The organism is Paenimyroides tangerinum (assembly GCF_003865405.1).
GTDB classification, from domain to species: Bacteria; Bacteroidota; Bacteroidia; order Flavobacteriales; family Flavobacteriaceae; genus Flavobacterium; species Flavobacterium tangerinum.
In genome coordinates, this window is the sequence record NZ_RQVQ01000009.1 from 35,978 (window position 1) to 50,727 (window position 14,750).

General features: G+C 30.9%; 16 protein-coding genes and 1 pseudogene. 7 read left to right on the top strand and 10 right to left on the bottom strand.

The features are described from left to right. Nucleotides 1–404, bottom strand: a pseudogene (locus EG240_RS05255) (hypothetical protein); the annotation flags it as partial. Between the two features lie 23 nt (nt 405–427). Next, complete coding sequence (locus EG240_RS05260; protein WP_125018178.1) at nt 428–928, bottom strand: hypothetical protein; 501 nt, start codon at nt 926–928, stop codon at nt 428–430. Between the two features lie 217 nt (nt 929–1,145). Between EG240_RS05260 and EG240_RS05265 the strand changes: the two genes are divergently transcribed. The 4 genes from EG240_RS05265 to EG240_RS05280 all read left to right on the top strand — a co-directional run bounded on the left by EG240_RS05265 (nt 1,146) and on the right by EG240_RS05280 (nt 4,576). Further along, the gene (locus EG240_RS05265; protein WP_125018180.1) at nt 1,146–2,231 is read left to right on the top strand and encodes a diphosphomevalonate/mevalonate 3,5-bisphosphate decarboxylase family protein; all 1,086 of its coding nucleotides are present in this window, start codon (nt 1,146–1,148) and stop codon (nt 2,229–2,231) included. Between the two features lies 1 nt (nt 2,232). Continuing rightward, the gene (locus EG240_RS05270; protein ID WP_125018182.1) at nt 2,233–2,574 is read left to right on the top strand and encodes a cysteine-rich CWC family protein; all 342 of its coding nucleotides are present in this window, start codon (nt 2,233–2,235) and stop codon (nt 2,572–2,574) included. Between the two features lie 104 nt (nt 2,575–2,678). Continuing rightward, complete coding sequence (locus EG240_RS05275; RefSeq protein ID WP_125018184.1) at nt 2,679–3,617, top strand: mevalonate kinase family protein; 939 nt, start codon at nt 2,679–2,681, stop codon at nt 3,615–3,617. Between the two features lie 35 nt (nt 3,618–3,652). After that, nucleotides 3,653–4,576 carry a geranylgeranylglycerol-phosphate geranylgeranyltransferase gene (locus EG240_RS05280; RefSeq protein ID WP_125018186.1) on the top strand — a complete coding sequence of 308 codons (924 nt, stop codon included), beginning with the start codon at nt 3,653–3,655 and terminating at the stop codon, nt 4,574–4,576. Here EG240_RS05280 and EG240_RS05285 read toward each other — a convergent pair. Continuing rightward, nucleotides 4,556–5,008 carry a hypothetical protein gene (locus EG240_RS05285; protein WP_125018188.1) on the bottom strand — a complete coding sequence of 151 codons (453 nt, stop codon included), beginning with the start codon at nt 5,006–5,008 and terminating at the stop codon, nt 4,556–4,558. The two genes, EG240_RS05280 and EG240_RS05285, sit on opposite strands and share 21 nt — an antisense overlap. A gap of 165 nt (nt 5,009–5,173) precedes the next feature. On the opposite strand from EG240_RS05285, the gene EG240_RS05290 reads away from it, so the two are divergent. Beyond that, the gene (locus EG240_RS05290; RefSeq protein ID WP_125018190.1) at nt 5,174–6,103 is read left to right on the top strand and encodes a pseudouridine synthase; all 930 of its coding nucleotides are present in this window, start codon (nt 5,174–5,176) and stop codon (nt 6,101–6,103) included. Nucleotides 6,104–6,134: 31 nt separating this feature from the next. On the opposite strand, the gene EG240_RS05295 is transcribed toward EG240_RS05290, so the two are convergent. The 6 genes from EG240_RS05295 to purT form a co-directional block, all read right to left on the bottom strand. Further along, entirely contained in the window at nt 6,135–6,431 is a 297-nt protein-coding gene (locus EG240_RS05295; RefSeq protein ID WP_125018192.1) for a type II toxin-antitoxin system RelE/ParE family toxin, read from the bottom strand. Beyond that, entirely contained in the window at nt 6,424–6,675 is a 252-nt protein-coding gene (locus EG240_RS05300) for a type II toxin-antitoxin system ParD family antitoxin (protein ID WP_125018194.1), read from the bottom strand. Before EG240_RS05300 ends, EG240_RS05295 begins: the two co-directional genes overlap by 8 nt. 122 nt (nt 6,676–6,797) lie before the next feature. Then, a complete protein-coding gene (locus EG240_RS05305) occupies nt 6,798–8,936 on the bottom strand; it encodes a M3 family metallopeptidase (protein WP_125018196.1) in 2,139 nt (712 codons plus the stop codon). A 98-nt stretch (nt 8,937–9,034) separates the two neighbouring features. Next, nucleotides 9,035–9,751 (bottom strand): pirin family protein, encoded by a 717-nt coding sequence (locus tag EG240_RS05310; protein WP_125018197.1) that lies wholly within the window; start codon nt 9,749–9,751, stop codon nt 9,035–9,037. Nucleotides 9,752–9,868: 117 nt separating this feature from the next. Further along, nucleotides 9,869–10,450 carry a Crp/Fnr family transcriptional regulator gene (locus EG240_RS05315; RefSeq protein ID WP_125018199.1) on the bottom strand — a complete coding sequence of 194 codons (582 nt, stop codon included), beginning with the start codon at nt 10,448–10,450 and terminating at the stop codon, nt 9,869–9,871. A 9-nt stretch (nt 10,451–10,459) separates the two neighbouring features. After that, a complete protein-coding gene (gene purT, locus EG240_RS05320) occupies nt 10,460–11,647 on the bottom strand; it encodes a formate-dependent phosphoribosylglycinamide formyltransferase (protein WP_262674588.1) in 1,188 nt (395 codons plus the stop codon). A gap of 212 nt (nt 11,648–11,859) precedes the next feature. Here purT and EG240_RS05325 point away from each other — a divergent pair, with 212 nt between their 5' ends. Next, nucleotides 11,860–12,291: a GNAT family N-acetyltransferase gene (locus EG240_RS05325; RefSeq protein ID WP_125018203.1), complete on the top strand. Its 432-nt coding sequence runs from the start codon at nt 11,860–11,862 to the stop codon at nt 12,289–12,291. Between the two features lie 30 nt (nt 12,292–12,321). Further along, nucleotides 12,322–13,863: a L,D-transpeptidase family protein gene (locus EG240_RS05330; protein ID WP_125018205.1), complete on the top strand. Its 1,542-nt coding sequence runs from the start codon at nt 12,322–12,324 to the stop codon at nt 13,861–13,863. Here EG240_RS05330 and EG240_RS05335 read toward each other — a convergent pair. Further along, nucleotides 13,852–14,655 carry a murein L,D-transpeptidase catalytic domain family protein gene (locus EG240_RS05335; RefSeq protein ID WP_235830334.1) on the bottom strand — a complete coding sequence of 268 codons (804 nt, stop codon included), beginning with the start codon at nt 14,653–14,655 and terminating at the stop codon, nt 13,852–13,854. The two genes, EG240_RS05330 and EG240_RS05335, sit on opposite strands and share 12 nt — an antisense overlap. Nucleotides 14,656–14,750: the final 95 nt, after the last annotated feature.

The window sequence follows — 14,750 nt, forward strand, 5'->3', positions numbered from 1 at the left end:
GTGTAAGTTGAGGTAGTTGTTACGCCTTCTGTAATATAATCAGGTATTTTAAAAAATCCTCCTCCCCAGTAACCTGGATCACTTCCGTTTAACGTATAGGTTCTTTCAGAAATTGGAGCATTTCCAAGGTTTCCTAAATCTATACTCCAAACAAAATCAGTTTTCTTTAATCCTCTAATTACAAACCCATAACCACCATCTACCCATTGGTAATAAGAGGTTACTTGGTTATATCCTTTACAGATGTAAGGTACACCGTTTACTTTACAGGCTAGCATTACAGCACCTGTTTGGGTAGCCTCTGGTAAAACAATATCTTCTGGTTTTATGTTTGTATCGTCGTCTTTGTTACAAGCAATAACTAAAAACAAAAGGCTCAAGCTTAAAAATATTTTTTTTTTCATAATATGGTTGTTTAAAAATTAATTTACTGTGAAAAATGGGTGTCAAAACGCCCTTCGCGAACTTCTATTTTTTCGCCCGTCCAAGGGTTTTGAATATCAAACCAAAACGTACCCGAAACAATTTCGTTCGTTAAATCAAATTTCGTAATAGTCATTTCTCCGGTGTAAGTAGAGTTGGTTACTGAGCCTTCTAAATAATTATCAGGGCCACCAATTATATATCCCCCTCCAAAATATCCAGGATTAGTACCGTTGAGTGAATGAGTACCTGTTTGCATAGGTGCATGTCCTCTATTTCCTAATTCTACACTCCAAGTTAAATTGGTTTCTTTTAGACCTGCAATCACAAACCCATACCCTCCATTTACCCATTGGTAATACGAAACTACTTGATCATAACCTTTGCATATATAGGGTACACCGTTTACTTTACAAGCTAGCATTACAATACCTGTTTGTGTTGCTGGTGGTAAAACTTCCTCTTCTGGTTTTATGTTGGTATCGTCGTCTTTGTTGCAGGCCACGCTTAAAAACAAAAGGCTAAAGCCTAAAAATATTTTTTTTATCATTAATTTTTCTTTTTAGTTTTCAAATATAGTTTTTTTAGTATTCTAATTTAGAAAATTCTATTGAATTAATATTTTTATTAATGTCTGTTTTCTGTTTATTTATTGAAACTTGTTTTAAAAAAATACATCTATATTTGCTTAATACTTTTTAAACTTCAATACAAATCCAAAAATGGTTGATTTTAATTTTTTTATCACTTCGAATTATCGAAAATTAACTCATAAAAAAACATTTACTTTCTCAGCGCCAAGTAATATTGCTTTGGTAAAATACTGGGGAAAAAAAGACAATCAAATTCCGGCAAATCCTTCGTTGAGTTTTACCTTAAGCAATTGTAAAACCATTACTTCGTTAACTTTTACAGCGAAAGAAACCAAAGGAATCAGTTTTGATTTATTGTTTGAAGGACAACCAAAAGAATCATTCCGTCCGAAAATTCAAAAATATTTCGAGCGTATTTTACCTTATTGTCCATACATTGAAGATTATCATTTTACCATAGATACTCAAAATACATTTCCGCATAGTTCTGGTATTGCATCTTCTGCTTCTGGAATGGCGGCTATTTCTGCAAATATCATCGCTTTAGAAAAAGAATTAGTTTCAGATAAAGATGAAAATTATTTCTTACAAAAAGCATCTTTCTTAGCTCGTTTAGGTTCAGGAAGTGCTTGTCGTAGCATTAAAGGTGAAATGGTAGTTTGGGGAAAAACCGAAAGTATTGCAAATAGTTCTGATGCTTACGGAATTGAATTTGATTACGAAGTACATCCAAATTTTAAAAACTACCAAGATTCTATTTTGTTGGTTGATAAAGGTGAAAAGCAAGTTTCAAGTACCGTTGGTCACGAATTGATGTTTGGTCATCCGTTTGCAGAGCAACGTTTCGCACAAGCGCATGAAAATATCGCTAAGTTGAAAGCTATTTTTGCTTCTGGTGATTTAACGGAATTCATTAAAATCGTAGAAAGTGAAGCCTTGACGTTACACGCAATGATGATGACTTCAATGCCGTATTTTATTTTAATGAAACCTAATACGTTAGAAATTATTAATGCCATTTGGAAGTTCAGAAACGAAACGCAAGTTCCCGTTTGTTTTACTTTAGATGCTGGTGCGAATGTACACGTTTTATATCCTGAAAGTGTAAAAACTCAAGTGCTAGATTTTATTGCTAACGAACTTTCTCAATATTGTCAAAACAACCAATACATCAATGATTTTGTTGGAAATGGTGTTGAAGATTTAACTCAATAATATGAAAGAGAATTGTACACATTGTCATAAAACGTTGGATTGTAAACCAGATGATATTCAAAATTGCGATTGCCAAAAAGTTGAATTGTTAGATGAAACCGTTGCTTTTTTATACGAAAAAACAGAGCATGATTGTTTATGTAACGATTGTTTGAAGAAATTTGATGAGATGATGAAGTTTTCGATGGAAAATAAATTCCCGAAACGTCAATCAGAAATGGTGGAAGGTTTACATTTTTATATGGAAAACGGATTTTTTGTATTTACCGAAATGTATCATTTCTTAAAAGGAAGATGTTGCAAGAACGGTTGCAGACATTGTGTTTATGGTATTCATAAGTAAATTTAAGTTTAAAGTTCAAGGTTTAAAGTTGTGTAATTTCAATTGTTGAACGAATACATTTTTTCCTTAAATTTGTAGCAACACGGATTGAAAAAAAACTAATTATGAAAGGACCATTATTTTACTCAAAAATTCTTCTATTTGGAGAATACGGAATTATCAAAGACTCAAAAGGGCTTTCGATACCGTATAATTATTACAATGGTGCATTAAAAATTACAGCAGAACCAACAGAAGAAGCTGTAAAATCAAACGAAAGTTTACGTGCTTTTGCTACGCATTTAAAACAAATGCAAGCAGAAAATCCTGAATTAGTATCTTTTGATATGCAAGCTTTAGAACGCGATATTGAAAACGGAATGTATTTCGATTCAAGTATTCCGCAAGGATATGGAGTGGGAAGTAGTGGAGCTTTAGTTGCTGCTATTTACGACCAATACGCGAATAAAAAAGTTACAGTATTAGAGAACTTAACTCGTGAAAAATTACTTCAATTAAAAGCTATTTTCGGAAAAATGGAATCGTTCTTCCACGGAACGTCTTCAGGTTTAGACCCGTTAAATAGTTATTTAAGCTTACCAATTTTAATTAATTCAAAAGATAATGTAGAACCAACCGGAATTCCATCTCAAAAAGAAGAAGGAATAGGAGGTGTGTTCTTAATCGATTCTGAAATGGTTGGAGAAACCGCTCCGATGGTAAGTATCTTTATGGATAATTTAAAGAATGAAGGTTTCAGAAGTATGATGAAATCGCAGTTTACTAAATATACCGATGCAGCTGTTGAAAACTTCTTAAAAGGAGATTTTAAAACACTTTTTGGTAATACAAAAGAACTTTCTAAAATTGCTTTAAGTCATTTTAAACCGATGATTCCTGAGAAATTCCACGGAGTTTGGCAACAAGGAATCGAATCTAACGATTACTACTTAAAACTTTGCGGTTCTGGTGGTGGTGGTTACATTTTAGGATTCGCTCCAGATTTTGAAAAGGCAAAAGAAGCTTTAAAAGATTATAAATTAGAATTGGTTTACAAATTCTAAAGAACGTTCCTTTTATCGGAATTTAAACACAAATTATGCTTTCTCGAAAACAGAAAATAATTTTAAAGAAATTATTCAGTATATTTTCGGTTGTTCGAGGGTATAACGTTGCTGTTGTAGTTTTAGCTCAATATTTAGCTTCGATTTTTATCTTTGGTTCGCATTTGCGAGCTTTGGATGTTGTGCTTAATTTTCATCTTTTTTTGATTATTCTAAGTTCTTCTTTTGCAATTGCTTCAGGTTATATCATTAATAATTTCTACGATTCCGAAAAAGATTTAATCAACCGACCGAATAAATACAACATAGACCGATTTGTAAGTAAAGCCACACAATTCAGAATCTATTTTGCACTAAACTTTTTAAGTGCCGGATTGGCGTTTATTGTTTCTTGGCGCGCTGCTGTTTTTATTTCAGTTTATATTTTCTTGATTTGGTTTTATTCACATAAACTAAAGAAGTTTCCAATCATCGGAAACTTAACAGCTTCGTTATTGGTGGTTTTGCCTTTTTTTGAAATATTAATGTATTTTAAAAACTTAAGTTTCGGTATTTTTGTTCACGCTGCTTTTCTTTATTTGATTATTCTGATTCGTGAAATGGTTAAAGATTTAGAAAATCTTTCAGGAGATTTTGCAAATAATTATCAAACCATTCCTGTTCGTTTTGGAATTAAAACTGCAAAACGCATCATCACTTTTCTTACGATATTAACCATTGTTCCTGCTGTGATTTTGATTCATTATTTTGAAATCGGATATATGGCTTATTATTTCTATTTTAGTTTAGTTATGTTGATGATTTTTATATTTCAATTGTGGCAATCAAAGACAAAAAAAGCTTACAATGCATTGCACGTAAGCTTGAAATTATTATTGATTTTAGGGATTTTATCTATTGTTTTAATTGACCCGAAAGTAATTCTTCACGGAAAACAATTAATTCAACCCTTGATTTAAAGTAGTATTTGTACTTTCGATAGGTTTTGGTTTTACACTAAAAATAAAAAAATAAATACAGTTTATAAACCATCCAAACCAAACTAAATAACCTCCAGTATGAAATTTACTGTTCATATATTTATGTGAAGTAGTTGTAAAATCGATATAGGTAAAAAACAAACCAAGAAGTCCTAAAATCACAATCACCAAATTCACAATCACAAAGGTTTTGTAAATCATAAAGCGTTTTGTAACATATAAAACTGCAATTAAAATCAATTGGATAAAAAAGACAAGAAGAGCAGCTTTCCACCACGTTTTCAGAATCGTATATTCTGTGTAAACCACGCTAATTCCAATTTTACCGACTAAAGACATTTTAGAAAGTAAGATTCCAGAAATTAAACTGATAATTCCTTGAACTAAAATTAGATTTAATATTTTTTTCATTTTAATTTATTTTCATTCAGACAATGACTAAAAAAGTTATTTTTCTATGTTTCGTTTAATTTGATGATGAAATTAATCAAAATAATTGAGAGATTCTTTTTTAATCTGATTTTTTGTTTTAGTATATTGAAATTTAAATAACTATCTTTGCAAAAATAATTTATAATGAATACAGGAAGAGGTAAAAGTACCAGAGGTGGAAACGATAAGAAAAAACCATCTGGTCCGCCAAGAAAAACAGCTTCAAAGAAAAAAACTTCAGAAAAGAAACCTTTTGCTTCAAAAAATGTTTTTAGCGGAAGTTCTCCATATAAATCAGACCGTAAACCTTTCGTAAAAGGAAATCAAGAAACACCAGAACAACCTAAAAAGGCTGTGCTTAAAAAAGTTTCAGATGATATTCGTTTAAATAAATACATTGCTAATTCGGGTGTTTGCTCTCGTCGTGATGCCGATTTATACATCCAATCAGGAAATGTAACGGTAAACGGACAAGTAGTTACAGAAATGGGACATCAGGTGAAACCAACTGATAAAGTGGTTTTTGATGGAATTACATTAAATCCAGAAAAGAAAGTTTATGTTTTATTAAACAAACCAAAAGGATTTTCTACATCTGAAGATGATAATGTTTCTAGTGCTTATGATTTAGTTCGTAATGCATCGAAATATTTATTGAAGCCAATTGGGCGTATGGATAAAAACACAATCGGTTTGTTATTATATACAAATGATAACGAAATGATTCAGAAGTTTACTAACGATGCGCAACGTTCGTCTAAATTATACCAAGTGAGTTTAGATAAAAACTTGAAATTTGAAGATTTAGAAAAAATTCAGAAAGGAGTTTATATCAAAGAACATAAAGTTTGGGTTGAAGATGTAAACTACGTTGAAAACGAACCAAAAAGTGAAGTTGGTATTAAACTGAAATCATCGAACGTGAAAATTGTTCGTGCAGTTTTTGAAAGTTTAGGATACAACGTTTTGAAACAAGATCGTGTAATGTTTGCAGGATTAACCAAATGGGGAGTTACTCGTGGACAATACCGATTCTTAACAGAGCAAGAGGTTATTAACCTTAAAAATATTTAGTAAAAAAGCACTTCTTTAGAAGTGCTTTTTTTTATTTGAATCTATTTTTTATATCCGTTTCTGCTCCTAAAATTCTCAGAATTTCTATTTGATTAGGATTTAAATTTCGATAAAAAACAATATGATTGTTCAATGGGAATCCTAAAATAAAGGAATTTATTTCGTGATATATTCTTCCGATTTCAGGATTCTTAGCTAGTAAATTAAAAATTGATATTAATTTAGTATAATATTTATCGGCTTGTTTTTCTGACCAGTTTTCGAAAGTATATTCGTAAATTTCGGTCAAATCTTCAACAGCTTTTTTAGATAAATAAAACTTACCCATTGTTTTTTAGTTTCGATTTAATGTTTTTTAAATGCGTTTCTGCATCAAAGTCTTGATCAATTCCACTGTCAATTCCCTCTTGAAGAGCATTTTTTAAAAACTGAATTTTATTTTCTTCATCTTCTAATAAACGCAAACCAGCTCTAATAACTTCGCTAGCATTTTTATATCTTCCTTGATTCACCTTGTTGTCAACAAAGTCTTCAAAGTAATCACCTAATGAAACTGATGTATTTCTTCCCATTTCTTTTAAAATTTGAATGAAATAAAGTTACCAAAAATTGGTAATATAAACAAGGTGTTAATTTATTTATTAAAGAGATGAAAAAATCCCAATCAAAAAAACTCTGATTGGGATTAATATTTTTAGTTTAAACCACGTTTGTTTAAAAGCGGTTCTATTTTAGGTTCTGCACCTCTGAAATTTCTGTATAAAACAGCTGGGTCTTCAGTTCCACCTTTTTCTAAAATATTTACTCTAAAAAGTTTTGCCTTTTCTGGGTTGAATAAAGTTGTTGATTTAAATGCATCGAACGCATCTGAATCTAAAACTTCACTCCAAATGTAGCTGTAATATCCTGCTGAATATCCGCCTGAGAAAATATGACTAAAATACGTACTTCCGTAGCGAGGAATAATCGCTTCGATTAAGCCAATGTTTTTCATTCCGTTTAATTCAAATGTATTTACATCCGTTGTAATCGGTTTGTCAATCGTGTGATATTGCATATCTAATAACGAAGCTGCTAAATACTCTGTTGTAGCAAAACCTTGGTCAAAAGTTCCTGCTTTTGTCATTTTTTCAATTAACTCATCCGGAATTACTTCGCCAGTTTTGTAATGCTTTGCGAACATTTTTAAAACTTCTGGTTCAGCAGCCCAGTTTTCCATAATTTGAGATGGCAATTCAACAAAATCTCTAGAAACATTTGTTCCGGCTAAGCTTTTATAATTTACGTTTGAAAGCAATCCGTGTAACGCGTGCCCAAATTCGTGGAAATAGGTTGTAACTTCATCAAACGTTAATAAAGCTGGTGCATCTGCTGTTGGTTTCGTGAAATTACAAACAATCGAAATTACTGGAATCCGACGTTTTCCATCAACCATTTCTTGGTCACGGAATGATGTCATCCAAGCACCTCCACGTTTAGAAACTCTTGGGAACATATCCATATATAAAATACCGATTAAAGTACCATCTTGTTCTGTGACTTCCCAAGTGGTTACTTCGTTGTGATATTTTGGAAGATTTGTAACTTCTTTAAATTTCAAACCGAATAAGTTTTCAGTAACTTGGAAAACTCCATCACGAACTTGGTCAATACTGAAATAAGGTTTCATTTCTTGCTCGTCTAAATCAAAGCGTTCTTTGCGAATTTTCTCAGAATAATAACGCCAATCTGCAGGAGTTACATTTTCTTGAATTCCTTCTTTACGCATCATTGCTGCGATATCTGACGATTCAACTTTTGCTTTTTCTAAAGCAGGTAGCCAAAGTTTGTTTAATAAAGCATTTACATTTTCTGGATTTTTTGCCATACTTTCTTCTAACACATAAGCTGCGTGATTTTTGTATCCTAAAAGTTGTGCTTTTTCCATACGAAGATTTGCAATCTGCTTTACAACTTCTTTGTTGTCATATTGATTGTCGTTATTCCCGCGTTTTTGATAAGCATTCCAAAGCGTTTGTCTTAAATCACGATTACTTGAATATTGTAAAAATGGCATTACACTTGAATTACTTAAAGTGAAAACCCATTTTCCTTCTTTACCTTTTGCCTTTGCTTCAACGGCTGCAGCTTCTATGATTTCTGCTGGTAAACCTGCTAAATCTTCTTTTTTATCGATAACTAATTCATAAGCATTTGTTTCTGCCAATAAATTATCGCCATATTTTAAATTAAGCAACGAAAGTTCACTGTTAAGTTTTCTTAATTTATCTTTATCAGTTGCAGATAAATTAGCTCCACTACGAACAAAACGTTTGTAGGTATTATCTAACAACATTTTTTGTTCTGTTGTAAGCGGTGTTTTTTCATTTCCTCCAATGCTATAATCGTCATAAACTTTTTTAACACGTTTAAAAAGAGCTTCATTCAAATTGATATTATCTGAATGTTCAGACATTTTTGGAGCTAAATCTTGAGCAATTTTTTGAAGTGTGTCGTTTGTGTCTGTACTACTTAAATTGTAAAATACTGAGGCAACTTTACTTAATAAACCACCTGAATTATCTAAAGCTACGATTGTATTTTCGAAAGTAGCCGGTTCTTTACTATTTACGATAGCATCGATTTCTTTTTGCTGTTCTTTGATTCCTTCAAGGATTGCAGGTTCAAAATGTTCGTTTTTAATTAATTCGAAAGGAGGTGTTTGATATGGTGTTTCCCAATTCGCAATTAACGGGTTGTCGTGACCTGAAGTAGCAACTGTATTTTCTTTTTTACAAGAAGTTACTGCCATTCCAACCACGGTAGTTAAAATTAAAAATGTTTTTTTATTCATTATCAAAGAGTTTAAAAAGTAAAAATACAAAATTTAAAGTACAAAAGCGCATCCGATTCTAGATTGCGCTTTTGTTGATATAAAATGTTTATTGTTTTTTAATATTTGATTTGCATTGGAACTTCCATTAAAAGAATTTCTGCATTTGAATTTGCTTTGATTGAAACAGATTCAGCATTTGTAATTCCAATAGCATCACGTTTGTTTAAAACATGTTCATCAATAGTAACATCTCCTTCGATGATGAAAATGTATAAACCGTTTTCTGGATTTTTCATTTCATAATTCGTTTCAAAGCCAGAATCAACTTTACCTAAATGAAACCAAGCATCTTGATGAATCCAAAGTCCAGCGTCATCTTGATTTGGAGAAATGATTTGAACCAATTCATTTCTAACATCAGGAAAAGTCATTTGGTCATATCTTGGTTCTACCTCGAATTTATTAGGAAAAACCCAGATTTGTAAGAACTTTACTTCTTTGTCTTTATTTGCATTGTATTCGCTATGCGTAATTCCGGTTCCAGCACTCATCACTTGAATGTCGCCTTCTTTGATGATTTCTTGCGAACCAATGCTATCTTTGTGAGCTAAATCGCCAGAGAGTGGAATTGATATAATTTCCATATTATCGTGTGGATGCGCACCAAAACCCATTCCGGCTGCGACCGTATCGTCGTTTAAAACACGTAAATTACCAAAATTATTGCGCTCATCATTTCTGTAACCTGCAAAACTAAAAGTATGAAACGAATGTAACCAACCGTGATTTGCTTCACCACGTGTATTTGCTTTATGTAAAATATAATTTTTCATTTTCTTGATTTTTGATATATCAAAGTTACGATAGTTATGCTCAAATTCACTTAATCTAAATTAAGAAGTAATGTCAAAAAAAAATCACCTAACTCATTTAAAGCTAGGTGATTTAGTTTATTTCTTTTTTAATAATTTACTTTTCATCTTACTGAAAAATTCGGGCGTTACTCCAATATAAGATGCAATATGTTTTTGTGGTAAACAATTTTTTACATCTGGATATTTTTTTTGAAAATTTTCATAACGTTCTTCAGCAGTTAATGAAAGTTTATCAATTAATCGCTGTTGATTTGCAATTAACGAATTTTCTATTAAGATTCTAAAATAACGTTCTAATTTTGGTACAGATTCGTATAGTAAATCCTGATTTTCTCTAGTTATAATCATCACTTCAGCATCGTCAATAACTTCAATAAAAGAATGACTTGGTTTACCTGCCAGAAAACTATACATATCCGCAATCCACCAACCTGGGCTGGCAAATGAAATGATGTGTTCTGCTCCGTTATCGTCAACCGTATAGTTTCTAATGATTCCTTTATTAACAAAATAAGTACAACTACCATTTTCTCCTTGTTCAAGTAAAATTGTTTTTGTTTTGTATGATGCGGTTTCAAACTTAGATAAAACAATTTGTTGTTCTTCTTGAGTTAGTTCAATGTGTTTTGCAATGTTTTGTAATAAAAGATTATCCATAATTTTTGATTAAGCGTTAACTTTAATTAGTTGAGCTGTTGCTTTTGCTTTTTCAACAATTTCTTCAATTGGAGTTTCTGTTGAATCATAACTTAAAACAACTCCCATTCTGCGGTAAGGTCTTGAAGTTGGTTTTCCGAATAAACGTAAATCAGTTTTTGATTTTCCGGCAACTAATTCAATTCCTGAAAATGTTGGTTTTTCACTATTTTCCGATGCTAAAATTACAGCGCTTGCTCCATTTCTTTCTAGGGTAATTTCTTCAATCGGTAAACTTAAAATAGCTCTTAAATGTAGTTCAAATTCATTAAAGTTTTGTGTGTTTGCTAAAGTTACCATTCCTGTATCGTGAGGACGAGGTGATAATTCAGAAAAATAAACTCCGTCGTTTGCTAAGAAAAATTCAACTCCGAATAATCCAGCTCCTCCTAAAGCTTCAGTTACTTTTGCAGCCATTTCTTGAGCTTCTTTTAATTGAGAAGGTGAAATGTGAGCAGGTTGCCAACTTTCTTGATAATCACCACGTTCTTGACGGTGACCAATTGGTGGACAAAATAAGGTTGGTGCACTGTTTTGAGTTACCGTTAATAAAGTGATTTCTGAATTGAAATTTACAAAAGCTTCTACAATTACTTCGATAACATCACCACGTGAACCTTCAACCGCATATTTCCAAGCTTTTTCAATATCTTCTTCGGTTTTAATAGTAGATTGTCCTTTTCCTGAAGATGACATTAATGGTTTTACAACGCAAGGAATTCCAACTTCAGCAACCGCTTTTTGCAATTCTTCTGCAGTTGTAGCGTAACGATAATTAGCTGTTTTTAATCCCAAATCTTTAGCGGCCAAATCACGAATAGCTTTTCTGTTCATTGTGAAGTTAGCTGCCTTTGCAGATGGAACAACCTTTATGCCTTGTTTTTCGTAATCATAAAAACGTTCTGTTCTAATGGCTTCGATTTCTGGAACAATAAAATCTGGATTGTGTTTTGCAATGATTTTATCAAGTGCATTACCGTCTAGCATATTTATTACTTCAAACTCCTGAGCAACTTGCATAGCCGGTGCGTTTTCGTAACTATCTACAGCTATCACATATTGACCTAAGCGTTGTGCTGCAATTACAAATTCTTTTCCAAGTTCTCCAGAACCTAATAAAACTATTTTCTTCATTTTGTAGTGTTGTTTATTAGCTATAAAGTTAGGTTGTTTTAGTCAGAATTAAAAAGAAGATTGTTTATTTATGAATTCTTTTAAGTTGTGTTTGTGTTGTGTTTTTGATTTTATTTTGTATTTAAAATTGATTAATAATTGTTAAAATTAACTTTTTTTTTATTATATTGCATTGGTTGTTATTCTTTTTTTAAAGATTGATTATTTTTTTAATTCGTGATAAATTATAACAAAAGATGTTTGAAGTAAAGCAAATCAATAGTAAAGAAACAGATTTATTAGAAGGTGAAATTTCGCGAAATAATAGTTATGTTTCTTCCATACATATAAATGAAAATGAGCATGGGTTTCATTTTGGTATTTTTAAAGGAAATTCTTTAATAGGCGCTTGTAGTTTTTGTAAAAATAAAACAGAAAATTGTTCCTATAAATCAGTTTATCAACTCCGTAAAATGATTGTGATTCAGAAGCAAAATATAAAACAAATTGAATGGGATTTATTAATGCATTCGGAAGCTTTTTTAAGATATAATGAGGTTGATTTAATTTGGTGCGATGTTAAAATTTCCGAGATAGCCTTTTTTGAGAGAAGTGGTTTTAGGGCAAGAGAACCACATTCAGAAAATACAGATTTAACGTTTTTTAAACAAATGTATAAATTACTTTAAAAAGACTATTTTTGTTATAGAAAAAAAGAAATGAAAAAGATATATTTAATTTTAAGTGTTTCTTTGTTGTTATATAGTTGTGATTGGATTGAATCTTTCAAAGATAATAAAGATGAAATTAAACAATATCGATTACCTGAATCTATTTTAATTAATAAAGACATACTATTTACAAAGAGTTTACTCGTTAAAAAATTTTATAAAGAAAATAAATATTTTACCGTTTGGACGAACGTTAAAAACCGAACAGATTTTCTAAATCAAATTTTGAATTTAGAGAAGGAAGGAATCAATATAAAAAAATTAGATATTTCTTATTTATTTTTTGGTAATATGTATTTTGATTCTTTAAATAAATATGAAAAAGTTGATTTAGATTTAGCTTTTACTGATGCGTTTTTTAGTTTACTAAAGCAAACGGTTCATGGGAAAGTTAATCCAAATAAATATTATTCTGATTGGGTTGCGCCTCAAAGACAGCTCGATTTTAATCAATTACTTTTAACGGCTTTAAGTGAAGAAAAAGTAGAACTAACTTTTAACGAACATATTCCAAATAATACCTATTATAATGGAATTAAAGAAGCTATTTCATCATACGAAAACTTACCTAAAGATACTTTGTTAAATCTACATTCTTCTGATGTCGCAAAGATTAAAAAGAAATTAAATTACTATTCAGATGCAAATTTTTCTGATTTCGATAATGATTCAAATGAAGAATTTAAAGATGGATTAAAAAAATTTCAAAAGCGTCATGGTATTTATCCTTCTGGAAATGTTACTGAAGAAACATTAGCCGCTTTAAATATTTCGAAAGAAAAAAGAATGGAACAATTGCGTGTAAATTTAGAGCGCGCTAGATGGTTCTATAAAGATTTAGGCGAAAATTATGTTTTGGTCAATCTTCCGGAATGTAAACTATTTCTGTATGAAAATGGAAATCTCTTAGAAACACATGATGTAATTATTGGAAAAAATGACAGACGAACTCCAGTTTTGTCTTCTACTTTTAGCAATTTGGTTATCAATCCAACTTGGACGGTTCCTCCGACAATTTTGAAAAATGATTTAGTTCCACGTGCTTCTGCTAATCGTGGATATTTCTCTAGTCATAGAATGACAATTTATGATAAAAAAGGAAAAGTTATAGATCCAAGTAATTGGAATCCGTTACAATATAAAAGTTATAGATATGTTCAAAAACCAGGAACTAGTAATGCTTTAGGTTTGATTAAATTTGATTTTCCAAATGCACATAGCGTTTATTTACATGATACAAACAATCGATCTGCATTTACTCAAAAGAAAAGAGATTTAAGTTCAGGTTGTGTTCGGGTAAAAGATCCGTTCGATTTAGCAATGCGAATTCTAGAAATTGAAGAAAGTGATTATGATCGTGCAAAATTAGATACTCTAGTCGCACATGAAAAAACGAAAATAATTCCATTAAAAAAGAAAGTAAATGTACATCAGCTATATTGGACGGCTTGGAAAGATGACCAAGGTGTTCAATTTAGAAATGACATTTACTTACTAGATGATAATTTATACAAAAGATTAATTAAGTAATTTCGATTTATTTAAATAATCATTACTTCCGTCGTGATAAATAAATAAACAACTTTCTTCTTTAATAAATTCAATAATTTCTTTGTGATTTTTTAATGGTAAAGCAGGGCATCCTAAACTTCTACCAAGATAACCTTGTCTTTGACCAAGATTTTCATCTGCATAATCAGCACCATGAATAACAATAGCACGACTTCTAGCATTATCATTGATGCCAGTTTCTAAGCCATCAAGACGTAATGACAAACCATTTGCTCCCATATAAGTTTCAGCGGTTTTGTAAAATCCTAAGCTGCTTTTAAAGGTTTCTGGTGTGTTCGAAAAATCATTAGCAAATTCTTTTCCGCTGTTTCTTCCGTGTGAAACGACCGTTTGGAAAATAATTTCATTTTTTTTCATGTCAATAACCCACATTCTTTTTTCTGTAGAAGATTGGGTAAAATCAATGATGGTCAAAATTTCTTTGTTTATTTTTCCTTCAGATTTTAATTTGAAATAACCTTTAAAAGCAGATTCAAAACTTTGCAATTGAGGTTTTTCAAAGTTTTTTTCTTCTAAATCAAAATATTTAGATAAAATAGCTTTGTTTACTCCTTCGATTTTGAATTCTTTTTTTGTTACTGCTGCAATTTCTTTACTCGTTTTTTTGGGCGTATTCTTTTTAGGTGTTGTTTTGTTTGTTACTACCTTTTTCTTTCCGCCGCCATTTCCGTCTAAATAATCATTTGATGATTTCATGTTTAATGGAGTTAAAATAAGAGCTCCAAACAAGAAAATAGGTAATAATTTCATTTTTCTCACGCTAATTTATTGTGTATATGTTGTTTGCAAAAGGTAAATATAGTAAATTATTTTTTTAGAAAATTTAGTTAGGTTGAATTTTTATA